This is a genomic window from Shewanella sp. SM71 (assembly GCF_025653905.1).
Lineage (GTDB): Bacteria > Pseudomonadota > Gammaproteobacteria > Enterobacterales > Shewanellaceae > Shewanella > Shewanella oncorhynchi.
On the sequence record NZ_JAKKRW010000009.1, the window covers coordinates 126,827 to 153,524 of the forward strand.

General features: G+C 45.9%; 20 protein-coding genes and 1 tRNA gene. 15 read left to right on the forward strand and 6 right to left on the reverse strand.

Annotation, left to right across the window (positions count from 1 at the left end; all coding sequences use genetic code 11):
- The first annotated feature begins 8 nt into the window (after positions 1 to 8).
- From L5L97_RS10985 to L5L97_RS10995, 3 genes are all read left to right on the forward strand, one after another.
- Entirely contained in the window at positions 9 to 494 is a 486-nt protein-coding gene (locus tag L5L97_RS10985) for a nitrate reductase cytochrome c-type subunit (protein ID WP_263181859.1), read from the forward strand.
- Between the two features lie 8 nt (positions 495 to 502).
- Complete coding sequence (locus L5L97_RS10990) at positions 503 to 1,090, forward strand: cytochrome c3 family protein (RefSeq protein ID WP_028760143.1); 588 nt, start codon at positions 503 to 505, stop codon at positions 1,088 to 1,090.
- A gap of 206 nt (positions 1,091 to 1,296) precedes the next feature.
- The gene (locus tag L5L97_RS10995; protein WP_263181860.1) at positions 1,297 to 1,668 is read left to right on the forward strand and encodes a DUF1801 domain-containing protein; all 372 of its coding nucleotides are present in this window, start codon (positions 1,297 to 1,299) and stop codon (positions 1,666 to 1,668) included.
- Between the two features lie 125 nt (positions 1,669 to 1,793).
- Here L5L97_RS10995 and asnS read toward each other — a convergent pair whose 3' ends face one another.
- A complete protein-coding gene (gene asnS / locus L5L97_RS11000; protein WP_105252305.1) occupies positions 1,794 to 3,194 on the reverse strand; it encodes an asparagine--tRNA ligase in 1,401 nt (466 codons plus the stop codon).
- A gap of 150 nt (positions 3,195 to 3,344) precedes the next feature.
- On the opposite strand from asnS, the gene L5L97_RS11005 reads away from it, so the two are divergent.
- The gene (locus L5L97_RS11005; protein WP_113939548.1) at positions 3,345 to 3,680 is read left to right on the forward strand and encodes a hypothetical protein; all 336 of its coding nucleotides are present in this window, start codon (positions 3,345 to 3,347) and stop codon (positions 3,678 to 3,680) included.
- A 99-nt stretch (positions 3,681 to 3,779) separates the two neighbouring features.
- Here the strand turns inward: L5L97_RS11005 and L5L97_RS11010 are convergent, their stop codons facing one another.
- Positions 3,780 to 4,367, reverse strand: a complete 588-nt coding sequence (locus L5L97_RS11010; protein WP_263181861.1) for a CoA pyrophosphatase — start codon at positions 4,365 to 4,367, stop codon at positions 3,780 to 3,782.
- Positions 4,368 to 4,398: 31 nt separating this feature from the next.
- Positions 4,399 to 5,811, reverse strand: a complete 1,413-nt coding sequence (gene pabB, locus L5L97_RS11015; protein ID WP_263181862.1) for an aminodeoxychorismate synthase component I — start codon at positions 5,809 to 5,811, stop codon at positions 4,399 to 4,401.
- A gap of 119 nt (positions 5,812 to 5,930) precedes the next feature.
- Between pabB and L5L97_RS11020 the strand changes: the two genes are divergently transcribed.
- From L5L97_RS11020 to L5L97_RS11035, 4 genes are all read left to right on the forward strand, one after another.
- Positions 5,931 to 7,475 (forward strand): fumarate hydratase, encoded by a 1,545-nt coding sequence (locus L5L97_RS11020; RefSeq protein WP_168824126.1) that lies wholly within the window; start codon positions 5,931 to 5,933, stop codon positions 7,473 to 7,475.
- A 290-nt stretch (positions 7,476 to 7,765) separates the two neighbouring features.
- Positions 7,766 to 9,817 (forward strand): alpha/beta hydrolase family protein, encoded by a 2,052-nt coding sequence (locus L5L97_RS11025; RefSeq protein WP_263181863.1) that lies wholly within the window; start codon positions 7,766 to 7,768, stop codon positions 9,815 to 9,817.
- Between the two features lie 249 nt (positions 9,818 to 10,066).
- Entirely contained in the window at positions 10,067 to 10,525 is a 459-nt protein-coding gene (locus L5L97_RS11030) for a GNAT family N-acetyltransferase (protein ID WP_131525170.1), read from the forward strand.
- 146 nt (positions 10,526 to 10,671) lie between these two features.
- Entirely contained in the window at positions 10,672 to 11,607 is a 936-nt protein-coding gene (locus tag L5L97_RS11035; protein ID WP_263181864.1) for a M14 family metallocarboxypeptidase, read from the forward strand.
- 221 nt (positions 11,608 to 11,828) lie between these two features.
- Here L5L97_RS11035 and adhE read toward each other — a convergent pair whose 3' ends face one another.
- Positions 11,829 to 14,432: a bifunctional acetaldehyde-CoA/alcohol dehydrogenase gene (gene adhE, locus L5L97_RS11040; RefSeq protein ID WP_263181865.1), complete on the reverse strand. Its 2,604-nt coding sequence runs from the start codon at positions 14,430 to 14,432 to the stop codon at positions 11,829 to 11,831.
- Positions 14,433 to 14,750: 318 nt separating this feature from the next.
- Here adhE and L5L97_RS11045 point away from each other — a divergent pair, with 318 nt between their 5' ends.
- The 6 genes from L5L97_RS11045 to L5L97_RS11070 all read left to right on the forward strand — a co-directional run bounded on the left by L5L97_RS11045 (position 14,751) and on the right by L5L97_RS11070 (position 20,567).
- A complete protein-coding gene (locus L5L97_RS11045) occupies positions 14,751 to 15,383 on the forward strand; it encodes a YchE family NAAT transporter (RefSeq protein WP_006081420.1) in 633 nt (210 codons plus the stop codon).
- Between the two features lie 278 nt (positions 15,384 to 15,661).
- Entirely contained in the window at positions 15,662 to 17,656 is a 1,995-nt protein-coding gene (locus L5L97_RS11050; protein WP_263181866.1) for a methyl-accepting chemotaxis protein, read from the forward strand.
- A 213-nt stretch (positions 17,657 to 17,869) separates the two neighbouring features.
- Positions 17,870 to 17,957: transfer RNA gene (locus L5L97_RS11055), tRNA-Ser, on the forward strand.
- 131 nt (positions 17,958 to 18,088) lie between these two features.
- A complete protein-coding gene (locus L5L97_RS11060) occupies positions 18,089 to 19,882 on the forward strand; it encodes a DUF6538 domain-containing protein (RefSeq protein ID WP_263181867.1) in 1,794 nt (597 codons plus the stop codon).
- Between the two features lie 125 nt (positions 19,883 to 20,007).
- Complete coding sequence (locus L5L97_RS11065) at positions 20,008 to 20,178, forward strand: acetyltransferase (protein WP_259482689.1); 171 nt, start codon at positions 20,008 to 20,010, stop codon at positions 20,176 to 20,178.
- On the forward strand, positions 20,178 to 20,567 hold the full coding sequence (locus L5L97_RS11070) for a type II toxin-antitoxin system death-on-curing family toxin (RefSeq protein WP_220777600.1): 390 nt from the start codon (positions 20,178 to 20,180) through the stop codon (positions 20,565 to 20,567). The genes L5L97_RS11065 and L5L97_RS11070 overlap by 1 nt, the downstream gene beginning before the upstream one ends.
- A 129-nt stretch (positions 20,568 to 20,696) precedes the next feature.
- Here L5L97_RS11070 and L5L97_RS11075 read toward each other — a convergent pair whose 3' ends face one another.
- Together L5L97_RS11075 and L5L97_RS11080 are read right to left on the reverse strand one after the other, a co-directional pair.
- Positions 20,697 to 23,414: a phage/plasmid primase, P4 family gene (locus L5L97_RS11075; protein ID WP_263181868.1), complete on the reverse strand. Its 2,718-nt coding sequence runs from the start codon at positions 23,412 to 23,414 to the stop codon at positions 20,697 to 20,699.
- Positions 23,415 to 23,555: 141 nt separating this feature from the next.
- Positions 23,556 to 23,882 (reverse strand): ArsR family transcriptional regulator, encoded by a 327-nt coding sequence (locus tag L5L97_RS11080; protein WP_150102351.1) that lies wholly within the window; start codon positions 23,880 to 23,882, stop codon positions 23,556 to 23,558.
- A gap of 755 nt (positions 23,883 to 24,637) precedes the next feature.
- On the opposite strand from L5L97_RS11080, the gene L5L97_RS11085 reads away from it, so the two are divergent.
- Complete coding sequence (locus L5L97_RS11085) at positions 24,638 to 26,626, forward strand: class I SAM-dependent DNA methyltransferase (protein WP_263181869.1); 1,989 nt, start codon at positions 24,638 to 24,640, stop codon at positions 26,624 to 26,626.
- Positions 26,627 to 26,698 lie beyond the last annotated feature (72 nt).

Here is a 26,698-nt window from a genome sequence, read left to right on the forward strand (position 1 = left end):
AGTACAACATGAAAACATTCAAATTAATGTCATTGATTGGCTTACTTGCTCTCAGTTCATTCGTGATGACGAATGCCGTGGCGACGAGTATCCCTGAAGACAAAATCGACACGTTACGTTTAGCGCCCATTGATATTGAGCCAACACCCCCGGTGATGCAAAATGTGCGTAATACAGATATAAAAGAAGTACGTAACTATCCTATGCAGCCACCCGTGATCCCACATAAAATTGATGGTTATCAATTGGATCTGAAAGTGAATAAATGCATGGCATGTCACGCTAGAAGCCGTACTGGGGAGTCGCAAGCTCCGATGGTGAGTGTGACGCACTATATGGATAGGGATAACAACTTCCTTGCCGAATTATCGCCGCGCCGCTATTTCTGTACTCAGTGCCATGTGCCGCAATTAGATGCCAAACTACTGGTCGAAAACGACTTTGTAGATATGGATCATCTCATTAAAGCCAACACTGAGCAGAAAAAACACTAGGAGTTAGCATGTTAGATAAACTGAAAAAAATCTGGCAGGTACTCAACCGTCCGAGTGTGCACTATAGTCTGGGCTTTTTGACCTTAGGTGGTTTTGTGGCTGGCGTGATTTTCTGGGGCGGGTTTAACACTGCCCTAGAAGTGACCAACCAAGAAGCTTTCTGTATTGGTTGCCATGAGATGGAAAATAACGTCTATCAAGAGTTACAGACGACGATTCATTTCACTAACCGCAGTGGCGTGCGGGCGACGTGTCCCGATTGCCACGTACCGCATAACTGGACCGATAAAATTGCCCGTAAGATGCAGGCATCTAAAGAAGTGTGGGGTAAGGTTTTTGGGACGATTAATACCCGTGAGAAGTTTGAAGATAAGCGCCGTGAACTGGCAGAACATGAGTGGGCAAGGTTAAAGGCCAATGATTCGCTCGAGTGTCGTAACTGCCATAACTTCACTTATATGGACTTTACTCGCCAATCACCCAGAGCGGCGCAGATGCACTCAACATCACTGGCAAGCGGCGAAAAGACCTGTATCGACTGCCACAAGGGGATTGCTCATCATCTCCCTGACATGGCCGGTGTGAAGGGGTTTTAATCTAGGGCGCAGTTTTTATCCGTGTGACTTAGCCTTGCTAAGTTGGACAACTCCAGCAAAAGGCCAAGCGTACTCCACGCTTGGCCTTTTTATTTGCACGTCACTATTCTATTTCTTGGGGATGCTTCAATAGGGTGTTATTCAGTCCGATTAGCGCGCTACAATCTGACTGAGATAGTCTTGCTTGTATGAGAGGTAAAGAGATCATGATGGAAGATCAACCGCAACTTGAAAAACTGTTAGAAGATATTTTATGTACCAGCCCGAGTCTGTTTGAAATAGTGCAGGGGGTGAGGCAGGAGGTCAAAACTGCCGCTACCACATCGTCGCGGGCCATTACTGAAGCCGTTAAGTACGGCGGTATACTCTTTAGCACCAAAGCCAGTTTTGGTGGTGTGTTTGCCTATAAACAGCATGTTTCATTGGAGTTTAGCTTAGGCGCGAATCTTAGCGATCCACACAAGGTTCTCGAAGGCAGTGGCAAATTTCGTCGCCATATTAAGTTGGTGTCAATCGATGATATTGCTGCCAAGCGAGTCGCGGAATATATTGCGCAGGCGTTGAGTCTGGCGGATTAATGGTTGTTTAGCCGCATGATGTGACTAAAACGGACGAACAAAAAAGGAGCTGAATATTCAGCTCCTTTCGTTTTGCTAAGGTTTAATAGAGATGTCTTAGCTATGCAGTCCCAAGTTAAGGGAGATTAGAAGTTCGCAGTGCGCGGTGCACGTGGGAAAGGGATAACATCACGAATGTTGTTCACGCCCGTCACGTAAGACACTAAACGCTCAAACCCTAGACCAAAACCTGCATGTGGCACTGTGCCATAACGGCGCATATCACGGTACCACCAGTAATCTTCTTGGTTCAGATCCATTTCTGCTAGACGCATATCTAGCACGTCTAAACGCTCTTCACGTTGAGAGCCACCGATGATCTCACCGATACCTGGGGCTAACACGTCCATCGCGGCAACAGTTTTACCGTCATCGTTTAAGCGCATGTAGAAGGCTTTGATATCTTTTGGATAGTTCTTCACTACCACAGGGGCTTTGAAGTGTTCTTCGGCTAAGTAACGCTCATGCTCAGAAGATAAATCGATACCCCAAGACACAGGGAACTCGAAGGTTCTGCCACAGTTTTGCAGAATTTCAACCGCATCCGTGTAATCCACTTGAGCAAAATCGCTTGAAACGAAAGATTGCAGACGGTCGATCACAGTCTTATCAACGTGTTGGGCGAAGAAAGTTAAATCGTCCATACGCTCAGTCAAGACTGCATTGAACGCGTATTTCAACATAGCTTCGGCAAGGCCTGCGATGTCGTTTAAGTTAGCGAAGGCGACTTCAGGCTCAACCATCCAGAATTCCGCTAAGTGGCGGCTAGTGTTTGAGTTTTCAGCACGGAAAGTCGGGCCAAAGGTATACACTTTTGATAGTGCACAGGCGTAGGTTTCAGCATTCAACTGACCTGATACGGTCAGGAAAGCTTCTTTACCGAAGAAATCTTTATCGTAATCGACTTTACCCGCTTCAGTACGCGGCAGGTTTTCCATATCTAAGGTCGATACGCGGAACATCTCACCGGCGCCTTCACAATCTGATGCTGTGATAAGTGGGGTCGATACCCAAATAAAGCCTTCTTCGTGGTAGAAGCGGTGAATCGCTTGGGATAGACAGTTACGCACGCGGGCAACAGCACCAATAATGTTAGTGCGTGGGCGTAAGTGGGCTAATTCGCGTAAATGTTCAATTGAATGACGCTTAGCGGCCATTGGGTAAGTGTCTGGATCATCAACCCAGCCAGCGACTTCAAGTTCAGTCACTTGCAGCTCAAATGCTTGGCCTGCACCAGGAGATTCCACCACGTCGCCAGTCATTACAACAGAGCAACCCGCAGTCAGCTTTAACACTTCGTTGTCGTAATTATCTAAGCTATTGGGCACGACACCTTGGATAGGATTAAAGCAAGAGCCGTCGTAAACAGCTAAAAAAGAGATGCCGGCTTTAGAGTCACGACGGGTTCTGACCCAGCCACGCACTGTGACTTTAGAACCGACGGCGTGCTCACCTTTAAATACAGATGCGACAGATGCAATGCTCATTGTTGCTTAATTCTCCAACGAAACGTTTTATATGAAAATTTTGGAGGTTTATATTACCTTGCTGGTGGCTTTTCTCAAGCTGAAAAAGGTATCCTGAGATTAATAATATCGATATTGAGCGATATAGTGAGTTAAACGGCGGGAGGCGGTATGAGCAAGACTAGAATATTTCAAATTATCCTTGCGACCTTATCCATTTTAGGCTGGGCAATAGCCGTCTATGCGCTATTAGTGTTTAGTGATGCAAGGCCAGACCGTGAAGTTGGGGCCTATTTAACCCGTGGCGCGACATTTAGAGTCCATTGGGATCCACATGAAACCCAATTATTGCAGTATTTGATTTGGGTTTGTGGCGGTATTAGTTTGGTCAGTTTAGCGTTTAACTATTATGTCGCCCATCACAGTCGTATGGGTTATTGGTTTAATATTCCCATGTTGCTGCTAACGTCGATTGTCGCCGGTTTGTATATCCATTTGGTGGTTTAAGCTAGCCATTGTTTGGCTAATTTAACAGTTTGGCTAATTTAACAGTTTGGCTAATTTAACAGTTTGGCTTTTTTAACGGTTTAGCAATGGCAAATGAAGTCAGAGGATATCGGCAGGAATGCTTAACTGGCGGCACAGATGGTCGATAATCGCGGCAGTCGCACCCCAGATAAACCGTTGTTGATAGGGAATAAAATGCACGCTGTAATAGCGCCCTTGGCGTAAAAAGCGTTTTTGGTGGCGATTATTCGGTTCAATAAAAAAGCTTAATGGCACGGTAAAGCAATCGGCGACCTCACCGGGATCGAGTTTTAAATCAAATGCCTGCTTGATAATGCCTATCACAGGAGTGATTTCAAACCCTGTGAAGGTATTGTGGGCTGGAAACGTGCCCATCACCTCGACATTATGCCTTGAGAGTCCAATTTCTTCTTCTGCTTCCCTTAACGCGGCCGCAATTGCATCGACATCGTAGGGCTCAATTTTACCTCCGGGGAAACTGATCTGTCCTGGATGGGCGCGAAGGTGCATCGGTCTTTGGGTTAAAATTAGATTTAGTTCACCGTTGATATCCTGCAGCGGGAGCAACACCGCAGCTTTGCGCAGTCCAAGGTGTGGAAAGGCCGCCGGATCTTGCAGCGCTAAAGGGTGCAGATTAAATCTGAGTCTAAATTCCGCTTGATCCATCGACGTTCTCGTGACTGTTTAGTATGAAAGCTTACGGCTTTTGCGGCTCTGCGCCAAGCAAAGGTAAAATACGGCTGATCTTATCAAAGGTTTCTTGGTACTCGGCATCCACTTCTGAATCCGCCACTATGCCTCCGCCCGCCCAGCAATAGAGTTTGCCCTGTTCGGCCACAATAGTGCGAATGGTGATGCTGGTGTCCATTTGACCGTCTTGGCTGATATAACCCATAGATCCACAATAAAGGCTGCGCCGTGAAGGTTCGAGCTCTTCGATAATTTCCATGGCACGAATTTTAGGTGCGCCGGTAATTGAGCCGCCGGGAAACGCCGCGCGCAGCAAATCACTCGCCGTGAATCGGCTATCAAGCTTGGCAGTCACCGTACTGACTAAGTGATGCACCGCAGGAAAACTTTCAATCTCAAATAGATGCGGTACACGTACTGAGCCTGCTGCCGCCACTTTGCCGATATCATTGCGCAGTAAATCGACAATCATGACATTTTCGGCACGATCCTTTGGTGAGTTTGCCAGTGTATTGGCGGTTTTCACATCCAATGCGGGATCGGTATGACGCGGCAGCGTGCCTTTGATAGGTTTGGTTTGAATATCGTCACCGCGAAGCTGAATAAAGCGCTCGGGTGAAATCGATAAAATCGTGTTTTGCGGCAGACGCATAAAGGCCGAGAAGGGCGCTTTATTGGCATTGCGCAGTTGGCTATAGGCCGACCACTCATCGCCTTGATAATGGGCTTCGAATCTTTGGGTTAAATTTATTTGATAGCAATCACCGCTGTGTAAATAGGCTTGAACTGCTGCAAATTTTGCCGTGTATTGGGCTTTGTCTATCTGTGCTGTCCATGGGCTAGTAAGCACAAATGTGGCAGAATTTGGCTTTTTGGTGATTTTATCTTGAATTCTATTCAACTCAATGTCGAGTGCTGCTTCACCTAAATAATGCAGTAAATGCCAACACTGTGCTTGGTAATCAAAAACTAACGCCCAGTCGTAAAAGCCGATGTTCATCTCTGGCAGTTGAATATCTTGCTTGGCCGTTATCGGCAGGGATTCAATTCTGCGGCCTAAATCGTAGCTAAAACTGCCCATTACGCCACCACTAAAGGGCAAATCACAATCAAAAGATTTTGAATACCAATGGGTTAATAAAGTGTTGAGTAACTCGAAGGGATCACGGTTTGGGTCTATTGCCTCGGGTAAGCTCAAGTCCGTATCGATGAGCTTTATATCGCTACGTTCACCCTGAGTCACTAACGTTGCGATAGGATTGGCGCAAATAATGTCGAATCTGGCGTCTTGATGCGGCGCGTTCGCCGAATCTAACAGAATAGCCCAAGTGTCATTTGCAAAGTGTTCGAACAGTGCTGCGGTACTTAATGTCCAGTCAAGTTGGCGTGATGCAAGCTGTTTTGACGCCCTAATTGCCATCGATTAACCCTATTCAAAATGTGATGTAGCCCAAAAAGATGTGAAAGAGTATCATATTGGCCCAGAAAGAATTAAACAAAAACAAGTTAGGCCGCAAAGGCTGCTGGAGCGCTCCTACTATGTCATCTCACCATAAAATGTCTGAAACTTCTGTGATTAAACAAGCCGACTTTATTGAAAGTGTGGCGGATGCTTTGCAATACATTTCTTATTACCACCCGAAGGATTTTGTTGATGCCATGAGCCAAGCTTATGAGCGTGAACAAAGTGCGGCGGCGAAGGATGCAATTGCCCAGATCTTAATTAACTCGCGTATGTCGGCCGAAGGTAAACGTCCTCTGTGTCAAGACACTGGGATTGTGACCACTTTCGTGAAAGTGGGTATGGGTGTCCAATGGGACAAAACCGATATGACGATCCAGGAAATGGTCGACGAAGGTGTTCGTCGTGCCTATACCAATCCTGATAACCCACTGCGCGCATCAATAGTGTCAGATCCTGCTGGCAGCCGTAAAAATACCAAAGATAACACGCCATCTGTGGTGCATATCGACATGGTGCCAGGCAACCATATCGAAGTGGCGATTGCAGCCAAAGGCGGCGGCAGTGAAAACAAAGCTAAGATGGTGATGTTAAACCCATCTGATGATATCGCCGCTTGGGTAGAAAAAACGCTACCGACCATGGGTGCGGGCTGGTGTCCACCGGGTATGCTGGGTATAGGCATTGGCGGCACGGCAGAAAAAGCGGCCGTATTAGCCAAAGAAGCGCTGATGGAAAGCGTGGATATCCATGAGTTGCTCGCCCGTGGCGCGCAAACGACCGAAGAAAAGCTGCGTTTAGACATTTTTGAGCGCGCGAACAACTTAGGCATAGGTGCCCAAGGTCTTGGCGGTTTAACCACAGTGTTAGACGTTAAAATCAAATCGGCGCCCACCCATGCGGCGTCAAAGCCAGTGGTGATGATCCCGAACTGCGCGGCGACTCGCCACGTACATTTCCATTTAGATGGCTCAGGTCCTGCGGAATTAACGCCGCCATCATTGGCCGATTGGCCAGAAATCACCCGTGAAGTGGGTGATGATGTGCGCCGCGTTAACTTAGATACTGTGACTCAAGCGGATATCGAGCAGTGGCAGAGCGGTGAAACCATTCTGCTGAGCGGTAAAATGCTCACAGGTCGCGATGCTGCCCATAAGCGCATTCAAAGCCTGATTGAAAGCGGTGAAGGTCTGCCAGAAGGCGTGGACTTTACGGGTAAATTTATTTACTACGTTGGCCCCGTTGATCCAGTCGGTGCTGAAGTTGTCGGTCCTGCGGGCCCAACCACAGCAACCCGTATGGATAAATTCACTGACTTAATGTTAGAGAAAACTGGTCTTATGGGCATGATAGGTAAAGCTGAGCGCGGCCCTGCGACAGTTGAATCAATCAAAAAACACAAAGCGGTATATCTGATGGCCGTTGGCGGCGCTGCGTATTTAGTGTCTAAAGCGATTAAACATTCTCGCGTCGTGGCCTTTGCTGATTTGGGCATGGAAGCGATTTACGAGTTTGATGTGCAAGATATGCCAGTGACTGTGGCTGTGGATTCGCATGGTGTGAACGCCCATGAAACTGGCCCAGCAATTTGGAAAGTGAATATCGCCAACGCGAAAGCGTAAAGGTGAGGATGCAGCGGATTGAACTTGATGGCTTTTTAAGCAAAACAGCTTAAGTTTGAGTTCTGATATCTGTTCTTGAGGTAAAACGTTGCGCCACTGACATTTTGTCACAAAAAAATACGCTCAGGTTCGCCATTTGGCTTGCCTGAGCGTTTTTGTTTCGATAGTGTGGCAAGCTTATCTTCGAAAGATACGATCTCAGATCGTTTTTTAACATTCGTGTTTGCAGCAATGATGATTATCGAATATTTGCAAGCCTCGAACCTGTTCAACAAAAGACGGACATAACAATGAAAATAGCTCCTCTCCTATTGGCGCTCGGCGCTGCGGGACTGGCGTTATCAGCCCAAGCGGCCGATCCAACGCCTTTTACTGTGCAACAACTCATTAAACTCAATAAGATGCACTCTGCGACTGTGTCCCATGATGGCACTAAATTAGTTTATGGTCTTAAAACGGTAAACGATAAGGGAGAGGCCAGCTCGGATCTGTATCTATTAGATTTGATAGACACGAAGGCGAAACCACTACAATTGACCTCTGCCACGGGCACTGAGCACGATGTGAGCTTCGCCAATGACGACAAGTCGATTTATTTCCTTGCTAGTCGCAGTGGTTCAAGCCAGTTATTTCAACTGCCATTAACGGGCGGTGAAGCGGTACAAGTTTCTGATTTACCTTTGGATATTGATGGCTACAAATTATCAAACGACGGTAAACAAGTTGTACTTAGCATGCGGGTATTCCCCGAGTGTAAGGACTTAGCCTGCTCAAAGGATAAATTTACCGCCGAAGCTGAGCGTAAATCGACTGGCCGTGAATACAAGCAGTTAATGGTTCGCCATTGGGATACGTGGGAAGACCACGCCCGTAACCATTTATTTGTGGGTGCGGTAAACGGTGAGAAACTCACTAAAGTAGTGGATGTGACTCAAGGGTTAAACACTGAAACGCCGCCAAAACCTTTCTCGGGTATGGAAGAAGTGACCTTCACCCCAGACGGTAAGTTTGTGGTTTATAGCGCGAAAGCCCCTAGCAAAGATCAAGCTTGGACCACTAACTATGATTTGTGGCAAGTGCCAGTGACAGGCGGCACCGCAACCAACTTAACCAAAGACAATCTTGCATGGGATGCGCAGCCAACATTTTCGAGCGATGGTCGTTACATGGCCTATTTAGCAATGAAAAAACCGGGTTTTGAAGCAGATCGCTACGGCATTATGCTGCGCGATACTAGCACAGGCCAAACCAAAGAAGTGGCGCCATTATGGGATCGCAGCCCAAGCTCACTGATGTTTGCTCCTGACAATCGTACCTTGTATGTGACGGCACAAGACCTAGGTCAAGTCTCAATTTTCCAAGTGAATACCCAATTTGGCGATGTGCGTTCTGTCTACAGTGATGGCACGAACAGTTTAATTGCGGTCACTAACGAACAACTGATTTTCGATAGCAAAACCTTAGTTGAACCGGGCGATCTCTATAGCATTACGACTGAAGGTGAAGGGCTTAAACGTCTGACCGAAGTGAATAAAGACAAATTGGCCGAGATCAAGTTTGGTAAGTTTGAACAGTTCAGCTTTAAAGGTTGGAATAACGAAGACGTTTACGGTTACTGGATCAAACCGGCGAACTTCCAAGAAGGGAAAAAATACCCAATTGCCTATCTCGTTCACGGTGGGCCGCAAGGTTCATTTGGTAATGCCTTCAGTGGTCGTTGGAATGCCCAATTATGGGCGGGTGCGGGTTATGGCGTCGTCATGGTGGATTTCCACGGCTCTACCGGTTACGGCCAAGCCTTTACGGATTCAATCAGCCAAGATTGGGGGGGTAAGCCATTAGAAGATCTGCAAAAAGGCCTAGCGGCGGTGAGCCAGCAACAAAAATGGCTCGATCCGCAAAACACCTGTGCGCTCGGCGGTTCTTACGGCGGCTACATGATGAACTGGATCCAAGGTAACTGGAACGACGGTTTCAAGTGCTTAGTTAACCACGCGGGTCTGTTCGATATGCGTTCAATGTATTACGTGACCGAAGAAGTGTGGTTCGCAGAGCATGAGTTTGGCGGCACTTATTCAGATAACAAAGCGTTATATGAGAAGTTTAACCCAGTGAATTATGTTGAAAACTGGAAAACACCCATGCTGGTTATCCACGGTGAGAAGGACTTCCGCGTCCCTTATGGTCAAGGTTTAGCGGCATTCAGTTTTATGCAGCGCAAAGGGATCCCATCTGAGTTATTGATTTTCCCTGATGAAAACCATTGGATCTTAAAACCTGAAAACTTAGAGCAATGGTATGCTAATGTCTTCGGTTGGATGGATCGCTGGACTAAGCAATAACGACCAGTGCGTTTATGGGCTTTGCACCGACGAAAGCCCATAGAAGCAAGGCTCGCCCTGATAGGATTATTATCGGCGAGTCATTTAATGCTTAACTGACAATCAAAGTATTTTTAGTCTGTATTTAAACTAAGCGTCTTCTGACCAAGTGTATTTGGATTGAGTGCCTTTTGATTCAGTATCTTAAAAAGCCAGACTTTGTTCTGGCTTTTTATTGTGTCATGAAATGTTTTTAATCAAGGAGTTAAGATGAACATTCGAGCCGCAACCTTAACTGATATCCCTGAAATAAGCGTATTACTCACTCAATTAACCCAAGAATTTATCGCCCCAACTTGCACAGCAGAGGGCGCTGCAATCTTAGTTAATGCCATGTCGATAGAAGCGATTGGTAGCTACTTTGCTATGGGTTATCAGTACCATGTTGCCATAACGGACTCGGGCCAACTCGCAGGTGTAGTGGGGATGAAGGCGAATAGTCACTTATACCATCTCTTTGTCGCCTCCCATGCGCAGGGGCAAGGCGTGGCGCGAATGTTGTGGGAACATGCCAAAGCTCAATGTTTAGCCCAAGGCAATTCGGGCATATTTACCGTGAACTCGGCGCTGAATGCGCAGGCTGTGTACTTAGGCTTTGGCTTTGTGCCCCTTGGACCCGAGCGAGAACGCGGCGGAATCCGCGATATTCCCATGCAGCTAGTGCTTTAGGTTGACTGTACTCATTTATCATCCGAACACGAGCATTATCATTCGGCTGAATAGTAATTCAACGAAAGAGCTTGAACGAAAGCACTAGGGTGCAAAGAACTTGAATAAAAAGAACTTTACCGAATAGAACTAAAAATAGAGGAATTATGGCAAATTTAACATTTTATCCCATCGGCAACGCTGGCGAAAAATGGGGCGAGGCTGAAAAAGCTGCATGGCTGGCGAGCACCCAAATCAAGCGTTCGTATCAGGACGATGTCGTGACGCCACTCAAGGCGATGGAAGCAAAGCTCTCTACGCTTGGGCTTGGCATTGTGCAATATGGCGCCTTGTCGATTAACGCCGAGCGTTACCCATTATTTGCGGTAAAAAGCCAACAGTTTGATCCACAAAAGCCAACCGTGCTCGTGACTGGTGGCGTGCACGGTTACGAAACCAGCGGTGTTCATGGTGCCCTGGCATTTTTAGCGGATAAGGCGGCTCATTATGTTGATCGCGTCAATCTTGTGATCGCCGTGTGCGTGAGTCCTTGGGGTTACGAAACCATCAATCGTTGGAACCCTAAGGCTATCGATCCTAATCGTTCATTTTATGCCAACAGTCCAGCGGAAGAATCGGCGGCCTTGATGGCCTTAGTCGCATCCGTAGAGCAAGATTTTGATGTGCATGTGGACTTACATGAAACCACGGATTCCGATGAATTAGAATTTCGTCCAGCGCTTTGCGCCCGTGATGGAAAAGAGTACGTCAAAGGTACTATTCCAGATGGTTTTTATGCTGTGGGTGATACAGAACACTCAATGGATGCCTTTCAGAAAGCCATTATTGACGGTGTGAGTAAAGTGACGCACATTGCTCCTGCCGATGAGAAAGGCGAGATCATTGGCTCGACTGTGGTGCAGCACGGGGTGATTAACTATCCGCTTAAGTCATTAGGGCTTTGCAGCAGTGTCACTGGCTGTATCTATAACACAACGACAGAAGTGTACCCAGATAGCCCAACGGCCACGCCAGCTGAATGTAATCTGGCGCAAGTTGCGGCCATCACCAGCGCCATCGATTATGTACTGGCACAGCGTTAGTCACAGTTTGTTGTGATGTTCAGCTTAGTGATCGTAAGTGAGTGATGCCCAGTTGAGTTAGCTGCTAGTGAAGTCATTTTGCGTGCGATCGATTAACGCATCGACTCTTTAATTAGGTCATTCACGGAACATCACGCAATAAAAAGCCCTCATTCGAGGGCTTCTTCATTTATGTCGCGCGGCTTTTATTAAGCACGAGCCTAGCATTGGCAGGCGATAACCTAGTTGTTGTCGCTATAGTCACGGCCATAATAGCTATCGAGGAACAGTTGTTTCAGCTCGTTAATCAATGGGTAACGTGGGTTGGCACCGGTACATTGATCATCGAACGCATCTTCGGCTAATTCATCTAACTTGGCGAGGAAGTCGGCTTCGTTGACACCGGCTTCTTGGATAGAAGCAGGAATGCCAATCGTCTTCTTGAGGTGTGTGATTTTCTCAAGCAATTTTTCGACTTTTTCTTCATCCGTCTTTCCGCCTAGTTTCAAGTGATCTGCGATGGAAGCATAACGGCACAGGGCTTTTGGCCTGTCGTATTGGCTAAAGGCCGCTTGCTTAGTGGGCAGATCCGTTGCGTTAAAGCGTATTACGTTGTTGATCAGCAGCGCATTGGCTAGGCCATGGGCGAGATGGAACTCGGCGCCCAGTTTGTGTGCCATTGAGTGGCAAATCCCAAGGAAAGCGTTAGCAAAGGCGATACCCGCAATAGTGGCGCCATTGTGGACCTTTTCACGGGCGACAGGTGATTGTGAACCCAAGTTGTAGGCATCGGGTAAATATTTGCACAGTAAGTCGAGGGCTTGTAGCGCTTGGCCATCGCTGTACTCATTCGCCATCACGCTGACATAGGCTTCTAATGCATGGGTCACCGCATCTATGCCACCAAAAGCGGTGAGGGATTTAGGCATGTCCATCACAAGATTTGGATCAACAATCGCCATATTGGGCGTGAGTTGATAGTCGGCAATCGGGTATTTTTTACCGGTAATTTCGTCTGTCACTACCGCAAAAGGTGTGACTTCTGAGCCAGTGCCTGAAGTCGTCGGAATTGCCACCATCATGGCTTTGGTGCCCATTTTGGGGAATTTGTAGATACGTTTACGAATGTCCATAAAGCGCAATGCTAGATCGGCAAAATCCACATCTGGATGCTCGTACATTACCCAAATAATCTTAGCCGCATCCATTGGTGAGCCGCCGCCGAGCGCAATTATCACATCGGGTTTAAAGCTTTGAGCGACCTTAGCGCCTTGACGGACTATGGCTAATGTGGGGTCGGCTTCAACATCGTAAAAAATTTCGGTTTCAAGGCCCTGGGCTTTTAAAATCCGCATGGTTTCATCGCAATAACCGTGATTGAACAAAAATCTGTCTGTGATGATTAAGGCGCGTTTTTTATCGCTCAGTTCTTCGAGCGCGATGGGCAAACTACCGCGGCGGAAATAGATAGATGCAGGAAGCTTATGCCACAACATGTTTTCGGCCCTCTTAGCGACGGTTTTTTTATTAATTAGATGACTCGGGCCAACGTTTTCTGAAATCGAGTTGCCGCCCCAAGAACCACAGCCTAAAGTGAGCGAAGGTGCCAGTTTGAAGTTGTACAGATCGCCAATACCGCCTTGTGAAGCTGGGGTGTTGATCAAAATACGTGCTGTTTTCATTCTAAAACCAAAGGCATGAACACGTTCTGTTTGGGTATCTTGGTCGGTATAAAGCCCTGATGTGTGGCCAATGCCGCCGAGTGCGACTAAGGCTTCGGCTTTATCCATGGCATCGTTAAAGTCGGTGGCGCGGTACATGCCAAGTAATGGCGATAATTTTTCATGGGCGAAGGCTTCGCTGTCGCAAATGTCGGTGACTTCACCAATCAACACTTTTGTCCAGTGTGGCACTTCAAAGCCCGCCATTTTCGCGATACTGGCAGCACTTTGGCCAACGATATCGGCATTTAAACCGCCATTTTTCAAAATGATGTGTTGCATCGCCGCGGTTTCATCCTTCGACAGCATATAGCCACCGTGGGTTGCGAAACGCTCTTTAACCTGCTCATAAATACTGTCGACCACAATTACTGCTTGCTCTGACGCACAAACCACACCGTTATCGAAGGTTTTTGACATGAGAATCGAACTGACTGCGCGTTTGATGTCGGCGGTTTCATCGATAACAATAGGCGTGTTACCCGCACCTACGCCAATAGCAGGTTTACCGGAAGAGTAGGCGGCTTTCACCATGCCTGGGCCTCCCGTTGCGAGGATTAAATTCACCTTAGGGTGAGTCATTAATTGATTTGATAGTGCAACGCTGGGTTCATCAATCCAACCAATAATGTCTTTGGGCGCGCCCGCGGCTATGGCAGCATCAAGCACTAATTTTGCTGCGGTTGTGGTTGAAACTTTGGCCCTAGGATGGGGCGAGAAGATAATTGCGTTACGGGTTTTAAGGCTGATTAAGGCCTTAAATATCGCGGTCGATGTGGGGTTCGTGGTGGGGACTATGCCACAGATGATGCCTACGGGTTCAGCAATGGTAATAGTACCGAAGGTGACATCTTCAGATAAAATCCCGCAGGTTTTTTCATCTTTGTATTTGTTATAAATGTACTCAGAGGCAAAGTGGTTTTTAATTACTTTGTCTTCAACGACACCCATGCGGGTTTCTGCGGCGGCCATTTTGGCCAGCGAGATACGCGCATCGGCAGCGGCAAGGGCGGCTGCACGGAAAATTTTATCGACTTGCGCTTGGCTGAATGTCGCATACTCGGCTTGTGCTTTGGCCACTCGCTCGACCATGAGATCCAGTTCTTGTGCATTGGTCACTGTCATGATTAATACTCCTAAAAAGATTTAGTGAATCAAGGCATTCACTAAATCCTCTTTATGGTAGAAAATTACACCTAAAGCCGCGTTGAAAGTGTGATATCAACGACAATATCGTGCTTTTATGTAATAAAACTACACTTAGGGTAACTTGTTTGTTTAAAATTGCGCTGAAAATGCATCGGCTTCGATAACTAAATATTATTCGAAGTTGTGATTTAACCTCAAAAATCTCATTTTTCAGTCAATAGCGCTTGAGATACTATACTTGCCCTCAAGCTTATTTTGATGAAGACGGCGTGACACGCACATAAGGATAGTCCCTTGGAGTTAACTCTTTACGTTAAATTTTTTCTTGGCCTCGTTGCCATCATTAATCCGGTTGGCTTGTTGCCTGTGTTTGTGAGCTTAACCAGCCATCAAACGGAGGCTGAGCGGAATCACACGGGTAAAGTAGCGAACTTTGCGGTTGTGGTGATCCTCTTAGTCACGATTGTGGCGGGGCAGCACATTCTGAATATGTTCAGCATTTCGTTATCTGCCTTTAGAATTGCTGGTGGCAGCCTGATTGCCATTATTGCGATGTCAATGTTGCAAGGTAAGTTAGGTGAAGTGAAGCGTAACCAAGAGGAAGACCGCGAATCCTCGGCGATGGAATCTGTGGCGGTTGTGCCTTTGGCTTTGCCACTGATGGCGGGACCTGGCGCTATCAGTTCGGTGATTGTCTTTGCCGCTGAGCATAATTCATTGTCGAACATTATTGCGATGTTCATTACTGTGATAGTGTTTGGTTTAGTGAGTTTTGGCCTGTTTAGAATGGCATCTATCATTTATAAGATCCTCGGCAAAACGGGTATTAACGTGATTACCCGTCTCATGGGACTTTTGATGTTATCTATTGGTATCGAAGTCATTGCGGCTGGTGTGAAGGGATTATTCCCACAGCTTTTCAGTTAGAGTCATTTTCAGTCACAGATTAAGTGTTCCTTTCTCTAGAAAAACGCATTGGAATTTTCAATGCGTTTTTTATTTCTATCTGCTCCTTGTTTGACGTTTCTCAAGTTTGCTCTGCGATTAGCAAAATCTAAGCTATTGATGGAATATGGGGGAAATCCTCGTTTATCAGGATATTAGCTTGTGCAATTTCAATAAACCTTAGTCGTCCTACGGTTGATATTATGCTATACCTAGTGTTCGGTATTTGGATCTAAAACTAAGTTTAAAAGGATATTTCTATGAAATGGCAATGGATTGGTAATCTCAGTCTAAAACAAAAATTATTAATGGTTGTCTTGCCTCCGCTATTAGCCTGTTTTTTATGTGGCACGCTTTACCTCATTGAAAAATATGAATATAGAAAAGATTTAACCTTAGTAGTGCAATTAAGCGAGCTAGCCGTCACCAACAGTAATTTAGTGCATGAGTTACAAAAAGAGCGCGGCATGAGTGCTGGATTTATTGGCTCAACAGGAAAAGCGTTTGCGGGTAAAATACCTGGTCAAAGACAATTAACGGATACGCAGCTCGGCCTCTATCAGCGTTTTATCACTGAGAATCATCTGCCGGAGATATTTGCCCCAAAACTTAGAGAGTTAAACGCTCAACTTGGGCGTTTGAATGCAATCCGCTCGCAGGTGGATAGTTTAAGTATCAGTGTCGCCGATGAAGTAGCCTATTACACTGAGTTAAATAAGTCATTACTGACGATAGTCGATGAAACCGCTAAAACGGGTGCTAATCAAGAAATCGCCATTAAAGCGACGGCTTTTAGTGCTTTTTTGCAATTAAAGGAAAGGGCGGGGATTGAAAGGGCGGTACTCAGCTCAACCTTTGGCCAAGCAGGATTTAAGCCTAAGGTTTATGCCAAATTTATCACTTTGGTTTCGGAGCAAAATACCTATCAAGAGCGTTTTTTAGCGCTAGCAAATTCTGATTTATTATCCTCGTTTAACCGTTTACAGAGTTCAGCTGCAATGCATGACGTTGAGCTGTTACGTCAAATCGCATTCGAGCAAGATAATCAAAAAATCCTGCAACAAAGTCCTGAAGAGTGGTTCAGTAAATCGACCGCGCGGATTGAGCTATTACGTGAGTTTGAACAGCAAGTCTCGGCAGATTTACTTAATACCACCCATGAAAGATTAACATTAGCGAATGAGAAAATGTTCTTAGTGCTCGCGACCTTAATCTCAGTATTGGCGATAGTCTTGATATTGAGTCTATCTGTTATCCGTTATTTGCATGACAGTGTGCATCACTTATATTCGACCATCACGCAAGCCCGTAAACATTACGACTTAAGTGTGCGTCTGACTCACTCTAGCTCCGATGAATTCGGTGAACTCGCCATCGCCTTTAACGATATGATGAGTGATTTTGAAAAGGTGATCCTACATGTACGTTCCAGTGGTGCTAAATTGCAACAAGCCGTGGAGCAAATGGATCTCTGTACCCATGCCATGGAGCAAGATGTGATGGCGGGCCACAGTGAAGCAGAACAAGTGGCCTCCGCTATGACAGAAATGAGTGCAACAGTGGCCGAGATTGCTAGCAATGCAGTGCAGGCATCCGAAGCGTCTTCCGCCGCCAATATAGAGGCTAAAGAAGGCAACCTCGAAGTCGGCCGAACCAGCAAAGCGATCAAAGCGTTAGCCGACGATATTAGTGGAGCTTCTAAAGCCATTAACGATTTAGACCGTGAGATTCACGGCATAGTGGTAGTGCTTGAAGTGATCAGCAGTATTGCTGAGCAAACTAATTTACTCGCGCTTAATGCCGCCATTGAAGCTGCCCGCGCAGGGGAAATGGGTCGCGGTTTTGCTGTAGTTGCAGACGAAGTCCGAAGTTTAGCGCAGCGCTCACAAACCTCGACCTCTGACATTAAAAATATGACAGATAGATTGAAGGCGGGAGCGAGCATTGCAGTAAAAGCCATGGACAGAGGATTAGCTCAGGCGAATAGCAGTGTCCATGAAGCTGAACAGGCAGGTATCGAATTGAAACGTATTGTGGAGCAAGTAGACATTATTGACCGCATGAACGAGCAAATTGCTACAGCAACCCATGAGCAATCGGCGGTATCAGAAGACGTAAATCGTAATGCACTGAAGATCAGTGAGATTTACCTTAATACTCAAAGGATCTCCGATGAGCTTAGGGAGCTGACCAAAGCCCTGACGTTTGACGCGAATTCAATGTCAAAAGAAGTGCACAAATTTACCGTCAATTAACGGTATAAAACGGTGAAAAGATTCAAGAAATCACGGCGGTTTGTTTAGCAATTGTGCAACCGCCTGAAACTGAGTCTTTTTTACTTGACCCCCTTTAGGCTTTTGCGTACAGTACCGCTCCGTTAACGATGAAAGCCTCTCGGCAAGGCTATACGAAATCGTTAGTGATTCTTAAACGTGAAAGATTAACCACGCTAACATAAATCGACATATGGTGAGGTGTCCGAGTGGCCGAAGGAGCACGCCTGGAAAGTGTGTATACGGTAACGTATCGAGGGTTCGACTCCCTCTCTCACCGCCAAATTCTAAGAACCCGATCACATGGTCGGGTTTTTTCATTTCTATCAAAAACTTATTGAATTATAGTTGCTTAATCCAATGGCTAACCAACCTTTGGCACCTTAAGGTGGTACAAAAGGGTGGTACAAAACGATGGCATTTATGATCCAACCTCGCAGAGATCCGAAGTCTGGAATGTGGAAAATCCGCAAGGGTATTCCTGCACATTTACGGCCTTTCTTAGACGGCAAAACAGAGCTTAAAAGAAGTCTTGAAACTAAGGACGCAGCAGAAGCAAAATCTCGGGCATCAGTCATTGTTGCAGAGTTTGAAGCTATCACGGCTAATGCCCAGTTGCGTTACGATAATCAAGAACGAGAGCAGCAAGTTAACCCTGCCCAGTTAGATGCTATCGTGAGTCATTGGTTCGTTAATGAACGTCAACGACTAAGCCAGCCGGATATCCTCGCTCGATATACCCTAGAGACATCCGATGGCCTTGAAGCGATGGCAGAGTGGTTTAGCGAGCCGTTAGAGGCGTTAAACGTCGCTGAAGGTACTCTCCACCAGCAATCAGCAGAACAACGCTTCATGAGTCACATGAACGATTTCGTTGATGAAGCCCTCACTCTGTCTCAGTGCCAACTCTTTTCCCATGCTGCTAAGCTGTATCTCTCCGTCAAATTAGCTGAAGCTATTATTAGGCTGTGTAATTCTGCATTTGACCTAGAAGTATATACACGACGGGAGCGAAATAGAGGCTTCGAGCCACTGTTCATGCCACGAAGTGACTCTATGAATGTGCAGGGCTTTGCTGAGAACAGTCGTGCTGCACTAGCTGAATCAGGGCTAGAAGTCGTTCCTGATGATGTGGCTACCCGAGGGGATCTCTCAACATCATCTACCGTTTCTCATTTGGTTGAATGGGTTAATACTCAAAAAAGTCTCATCTTAGGTGAGACTGCCTTTAAGTCATGGCAAGCAGACCGCAATCGACCATGCAACAGACTCATCGAGTTTTTCGGCACTAAGCCAATAGGTCAAATCCAAAAGATTGATATGCGTAACTTCTTCAATTGGATCATTCAATGTCCCAGTAAGCCAACACATGATGTCAGAGATCTCTCCTTTAAGAAGCAAATTGAGATAGCAAATAAGCAAGGGTTGGCTCGGGTTAGCATCAATACCGCTGATAAGGAACTTAAGCTTATCTCAGGCTATTTCCAGCAAGCGGTGAAATTGGATATCTTGCCGAAAAACCCGTGTCACCAAGTCTCTCCGGGTAAAGAAGCTGTCAGGACAGTGAGAGATCCGGGCTATTCAAACACTGAGCTATCACAGATTTTTTCCTTGCCACTTTTTCTAGCTCGAACAGATGCTCAGAAAGCAAGGTATGGTGAGGCACCTTACTGGTTACCCGTTATCCTAGCCTATACAGGTGCAAGGGCTGAAGAGATTGCTCAACTCTATGTGAAAGACATTAAACAGGATAAGGACGACTCACAGCTATGGTTTTTCCATATCCAAGAGGTGAGGGACGACCAATCTGTTAAGACGGGTGAATCAAGGAAAGTGCCAGTATGTCGATCTCTCATCGAGTTGGGACTGCTCGATTACCTTCAGTCTTTGCCCGTTGATGGCCGCTTGTTTCCAGTGCTCAAAGCAAACAATAAGGCTAAGTATCATTTGGCGGTTGCAAGGCACCTCAAAGAGGCGTTTATGACGCTCAATATCGAAAATTTTGATACACTCAAACCACTACATGCGTTCCGCCATCGTTTCATCACAGAGGCAAGGAAGGTGATGCGTGAGGATATTCAAAATGCGATAACAGGGCACTCTAATGCGGGGAATACGGGGCGAAACTATGGAATCTACTCAGAACTGCATCAAGAGATAGATAAGATGCCAGTGATAGCGATTCCCAAGTGGTGTTCTGAATCATAACAAGGCAGTAGCTTAATCGCTGGGGCTTAGTGCTAGTGTATACTAGCCTTCGTTCGTTACTATATTTTTCCTTGCAGTATCAAGTTATACTGTTTGCAAGTCGAAGCTCATGAAGGTATGAGATTATGAATCGAAAATTAGAAGTTTACGGTGTTCAAGCGGTTACAAGACCGAAGATTAAAGCGACCAAGCAACTTGATTTATCTGGTGATATTGGGCGTCAAATCGTGAAGTCTGAAACGAAACTAGCATTAAGAACCCATCCTAAAACTTTCCAAAAGCTGGCTGATATGTAATGGATATCATCTGTTTTCCTTTTGAACGAGTTGTCGAAATTAATGCGTTAATTCTATCGACAGAACCCGGCATGAAAGGTGCGGTTGATATTCCTAAACTTCAGGGAGCGTTAAGCCGTATCGATAATGCGATTGTCTACCAAGGCTTAGATGATGTGTTCGAGATTGCTGCCAAATATACTGCTTGCATTGCGGTATCTCACGCTTGTCCTGATGCAAATAAGCGAACAGGCTTAGCAGTCGCACTCGAATACTTGTCTCTCAACGACTATGAAATTACAGAGGATAACGAGCTGCTAGCAAATGCTGTGCGTGACTTAGTGCTTCAAGAGATTACTGAGACAGACTTTGCAGACATCCTTTACGCTCAGTACCTTAATGGCTTGTAAGTCGTTTGATGAGGTCATTCTGTCTTCTGGCTACTGTGCGATTTATCTGCCTATAAATATTGAGTCCTAATGAAATGATGGTAAAAGAGAGGCTCTAGGGCCTCTCTTCAATTGGTTATGGATTAACCTTTAGATAGTATACTGATCCGGCGAAATACCGCTAGCTGTGCTCCACAACGGTTTTGAAGCTTGCCGTGGCTCAGGAGCGAGTTCGATAATGTCATCAAATATTGGCTTTAAGATAATTCCTTTAATCATGGCTTTACTGTTGTGTCGGCCTTTCTCAAAGCCTTTCTCCACCAGCCGTTTGGTCATGATATTACGGGTCATCTTCCAGTCGCCATCACGCTCAGCCCACTTTCTAAAGGCATCATATAGCATATCTGTATAGGTAAAATCCCCCTTACAGGTACATTCCTCAAGGAATATCGCGAGTAAGTCTGACTCGTGACGATACTCTGCGATTTCTGACTTTATCGAATTGGGAATCGAGGCTTTAATGCCATCCTTTAGCCACATTTGAACGCCTTCTAGAGCCCAATTGAGGATACCTGAGAGTTCAGCATATAGCTTATCCATTAATCGTGGGTCCATCTGTTCCTGACTGAAACTCGCATTGAATGGAAGCATGATCATTCTTCGCCACATGCCGAGGCTCGTATCACGAATCACGGGCTTGTGGTTACCTATCATGATGAGTTTAAACTTCGGACGGTATTCTAGTTCTACCTTGGCATAGAGTTGACGAGTGACAATCACATCATCACCAGTCATAGATTTCACTAGGTTTTCATTCATCCTAGAGCCTTCAGGTAATTCATTAGCCACAACTACACGACTACCAGCAAGCTTAACTAAGGATGGGTTAGGGCCTGTATTACCGTTATTGGTTTGCAGCAAAACACTACTATCGATCTGATGATAATAACTTCCCATTAATCGCTGTATCACGTTCATAAAGGTGCTCTTACCATTACAGCCATGACCGTGGAGGAAGAACAGTACCTGTTCGTCTGTTCGCCCGGTTAGCATGTAACCGACTATGCGTTGTAAAAACTTAGCGTATTCTTTGTCGCCACAGGTGATTTCATCAATGAACTGTAACCAACGAGGGCAACCTGCTGAGCTATCGAAATGAACATCCCCACAGCGGCTGATGTACATTTCTTTCTGTGCAGGTAATAGTTTTCCGTTAGCTAAGTCTAATACGCCATTGTTTACTCCAAGCAGCATAGGATTAGCATCGAAGCGGTTCGAAGATATCTGATTGCCTGACTTGAAGATTTCTAGCATATCCATCATTTTTTTACGATTAAGCGTCATTCGGCCAAATTTTTGTAATTGCTCTGCTTCGGCTAACTTAGTCTTATTTTTGGTTTGTATTGCTTCTTCTAGCAAACTACAACCTTGATTGATAAGACGTTCTCCAACACAGCGGGTATATTCAAGCTCCTTTCCGCTTGATGGAGCCCAATGTTTGCCATTAAAGTTAACTATGTTGTTAAGTTCTGGTACATACTTCATGCTGTCGTTGGTGATCGCTTTTAATCGGTCAGCATTACCCACATCATTCAGTGTGTCTTCGTTGAAGTTAGTCCAGATCGCGGGGATAGTTTCATCTGGCACAGGCACAGGGTCTGTCGAGGTGTTGTCGTGGTTTACAGCAGGTTCACAGATCACTTCAACAGACTGCTGGCTTACACCGTATTGATTAACCAGCTCCTCGAGTGATAAGGCATCTTCACGCCTTAAATAGTCGTCAATGTCCTTGCCTTGACCTTCAGGCAGACCCACTTGAGTGAGTGAGGATAACCCTAATTCTGCCAACTTCTCGCGATACTTATCACCCGCCGCATCACTATCAAAGAAGGTGATCACATCACGTTCTTGCAAGTTCTGCTTTACCCATGCCAGCTGTTCTTGACCCAGTTGCCCATTGGTTGCCAGAACAGGTCCCTCCCAGTTGTGATTTAGTAAGGCTAACAAGTCGTGTTCACCTTCAACGATAGCGACTGCCCCTGCGGTATTAATTAAATGTTGTCCATAAAACTGAATGTCATTTAACCAAAATTGCTTAGGCATTTGATATTGTTTCTCTTTCTTGGGATCTTTAAACGTGAAGCGGCAAAGATGTCCATCTTCATCATAATGAGGAAAGATATAGACATCCCTTGGGAAAAAGTCCGAAGGATTGGATTGACCTTCTTTAACCAATCCTGATGCGTACATCTCATTACGACTGAAGCCTTGAGCTTCTAAGGCACACCAAAGTTGACCTTGGGAATATCCTATGTCGCTATCAAACAGTACTTCTTGACTGAGTTTTCGCTTTTCCATAAGAGCAGCAAGAGGTTTACTTTTATCAGCAATCATAGGTTCAAAGTAGTATTCACATGCTGCATTCATAAGCTCTTGCCGACGAAGGAATTGCTCTTTGGTCAGTTCTAGCTTCTCTGGCTTAACTTTCTTAGCTTTGGGTTGAGCATTGATGGTTATCCCTTCAATCTCGCCAGCAAGTAACTTGTTGGCCGCATCATAGGGATTGTTTGCAAGGTCATAACAGGTCAGAAAACTATAAATATCACCGTGTTCCTCACATGAGTAGCAGTGATAGTTTTGGTCCGCTGGATCGCCATGATAAATTTTGAAACAGCCTGCATGCCCACAGAAGGGACAAACATCATCCTCTAACTGGCAATAGTCGCTTGATGTTGGCTTAATCTCACTGTCGACGAGCTTAGCGATCAGCTCTGGCAAGTCATAAAGTGCTTTAACGCCCTCTAAGCCGATTTCATTCAATGTTTCATGGTTAAATCTGTTATTTCTTACCAATACTTGAGATGTCATGTGACATATCCTCTAAAACAGAGGCCAACAGACTAAAATATATATGTAAATAGTTTGTCTGTAGTTTGGCCTTCGAGCTGGTTTTAGCTCTTCCCCTGTTTAAGTCGTCCTTAAACCTAAACAGGGGCATTCTTTCCTCTATTAATCGAACATACGACGATAAAGGTTTGTTGCCTGCATCCCTGTGGCATTAGTTGTTTGAGAGCATTCCAGAAGTCCCGAAGCCACCAGCCGACCGATATGGCGTTTAGCCGTTCTTAATGAATAACCGCAACGCTTCATTAAGGTATTAGCTAGACTCTCCCTACCACCCAACAGCACGCCATTACTCACAGGCATCCGGCTTATCTCGTAGAGTGTTCGGCCTAATTGATCTTGGAATAGCTCAAAAGGTAGCTTGAACACGCTAGAGCTAACTGCGTTGCTTGCTGTTGCTATAGGGCTGTGGTTTAGGTCATGGTTTATCATCTCAATCTCCGGTGGGGTCATTCATGTCATGCCTCTCACATAATGTTTTAATCGATTGGAGTTAGAGTTGAACGCAGTAAATTGATGAGATTTCAACCAAATCGGTTAAAGAGGCGAATTGTTGCCTAAAAGGTTTTGGTATGACATTTTTTCATTAATGCAGCTTTAGTTATGAATAAATGGAATAGCACTAATTTATAAGGTTTTTATTGCTGGTTTACTTAGTGGAAATTACAAAAGAAGATAAAAGATGGCATCAACTGTCTTAGGCTGGTGATGCTAGAGTTCACGATAGTAACTCGGATGAAGTGAACTCTAGTGTGCTGGCGGAGTGTTCAGTATGAAGGTTCCCACATCTAGAGGCAGATAGTCACTTGTTCACTCGTCTTCACTCTCACTCCCAATAAGCCTAAACCGCTTTACACCAACCTCAGCCGAAAATTCAGCAGACTGACTAAAGTATTTCTATTAACTTTTTCTATAGATATTTTTAGAAAATTAATTAAAAATCAGCAAGTAAAAACAATAAAACTGTCAAATAGGGCAATGATACTTGCATTTGATGGAGAGTGAGTTGGCAGAAATCAGCAGCAAAATCGGCAGGGAGAAAATAGCAGTCGTCGAGTGGATAATTAGCCGCAAACTGTGAAATAACAACTGTTCACTCAAGGGGATGATTGGTAGACTCTCGGCACTTTTGTTATTGTTTTTATAGAGCTGCTCACGGAATAAGCAAAGCAGCCAACAGGGCCATCATGGAACATATCAGTATCAGTTCTCTTGCCAGTTTTATCTGGTCAGTTGCCGACCTTCTACGCGGCGATTTCAAACAGTCTCAATATGGTCGCATCATTCTGCCGTTTACTGTGTTACGTCGCCTCGAATGCGTATTAGAAGCCACCAAAGACAATGTACTGGCTCAAGCTGAGGCCACTAAAGCCTTGCCCGAAAATGCCCGTGAGAAACTGCTGCTGAATGCTGCTGGGCAAAACTTCTATAACGCATCACCGCTTAACCTCAATCGCCTCGGTGAGAACAATACGGGGGATAACCTTGACGCCTATGTGCGAGCCTTCTCTACAGATGCAAGGGAAATCTTCGAACACTTCAATTTTGTCAACACTATCTACGGCCTTGACGATGCCAACATCCTCTACCAAGTAGTGAAAAAGTTCCGTGAGGTTGACCTGTCGCCCGAAGCCGTAGACAACTACCATATGGGCTTAGTGTTTGAAGAGCTTATCCGCCGCTTTGCCGAGAGTTCTAACGAGACCGCAGGGGAACACTTTACCCCAAGAGATATCGTGCGTTTGACCACTTCCTTAGTGTTTAGCGGTGACGATGCGGCCCTGACTAAGCCCGGCGTAGTGCGTTCAATCTACGACCCCACCGCGGGGACGGGTGGCTTCTTATCCTCGGGGATGGAATACCTCAAAGAAATCAATGAGAATGCCCGTTTAGCTACCTATGGCCAAGAGTTAAATCCTGAGTCATACGCTATCTGTAAAGCCGATATGCTGATCAAAGGGCAGGACATCAGTAACATTAAGCTGGGTAATACCCTGTCGGATGACCAACTCGAATTCGAGCGTTTCGATTACTGCCTGTCTAACCCTCCGTTTGGGGTGGACTGGAAGAAGGTCGAAAAACGCATTAACGATGAGCATAAGCTCAAAGGCTTTAATGGCCGTTTTGGGGCTGGCTTGCCTCGCGTGTCTGATGGTTCCTTGCTGTTCTTGATGCACCTTATCAGTAAGATGAAGCCCGTAACCGATAAATCCGAAGGCAGCCGCATTGGGATTATCCTCAACGGCTCTCCGTTATTTACCGGAGGGGCGGGCAGCGGTGAGAGTGAGATCCGCCGTTATATTTTGGAGCGAGATTTACTCGATGCCCTTATCGCACTGCCAACGGATATGTTCTATAACACCGGCATTGCGACCTATATTTGGGTGCTGTCAAACCATAAGCCAGCAGAACGCAAAGGCAAGGTATTGCTGATCAACGCCAGCGATATGCATTCCAGCATGCGTAAATCCCTTGGCAGTAAGCGTAAGTTCCTCGACGATGATGCTATTAGTACTATTGTGGAGCTCTACAGCCGTTATGAGCAAAGCCCCATTGCCAAGATTTTCAATACTACCGATTTTGGCTATCGCCGTATTACCGTTGAGCGGCCATTAAAGTTAGCCCTCTATCCCCATGATGCAGAGCGGCTCAATAGTCTTCAGCAGCAAAATGCATGGGCAAAATTGGATGCTGAGCTACAGCAAGGTATTTTGTCCGCTTTAGCGGCTATGCCACAGGATAAATACTTATCCCGCGATGGCTTCAAAAAGGCATTTAGCAAGGCATTTGCTGCTGTGTCCAGCAGCAAGTTACCTGCTACCGTGCTAAAGCTGATTTTCAGCAATCTAGGCGAACAGGATGATACCGCTGAAATATGTCAGACCAAGGGGGAGCCTGAGCCTGCCACAGAGCTAAGGGATAACGAAAACGTACCGCTCAATGAGGATATTGACGTTTACTTTTCGCGGGAAGTATTACCCCATGTGCCCGATGCGTGGATTGATACCAGCAAAACCGACCCCCTCGACGGTAAGGTCGGGCTGGTGGGCTATGAGATCCCCTTTAACCGCCATTTTTATCAGTACCAGCCACCACGCTCATTAGAGGAAATCGATGCCGATCTGGATGCCGTAGCGAAGGATATTATGCAGCTATTGGCGGAGGTGCATTCCTGATGGCTATCCTGACGGTCTTTTTTACCGATAACCGCGTTGTGGCTGTGCTCGATCAGTCACATAGGCTAACTA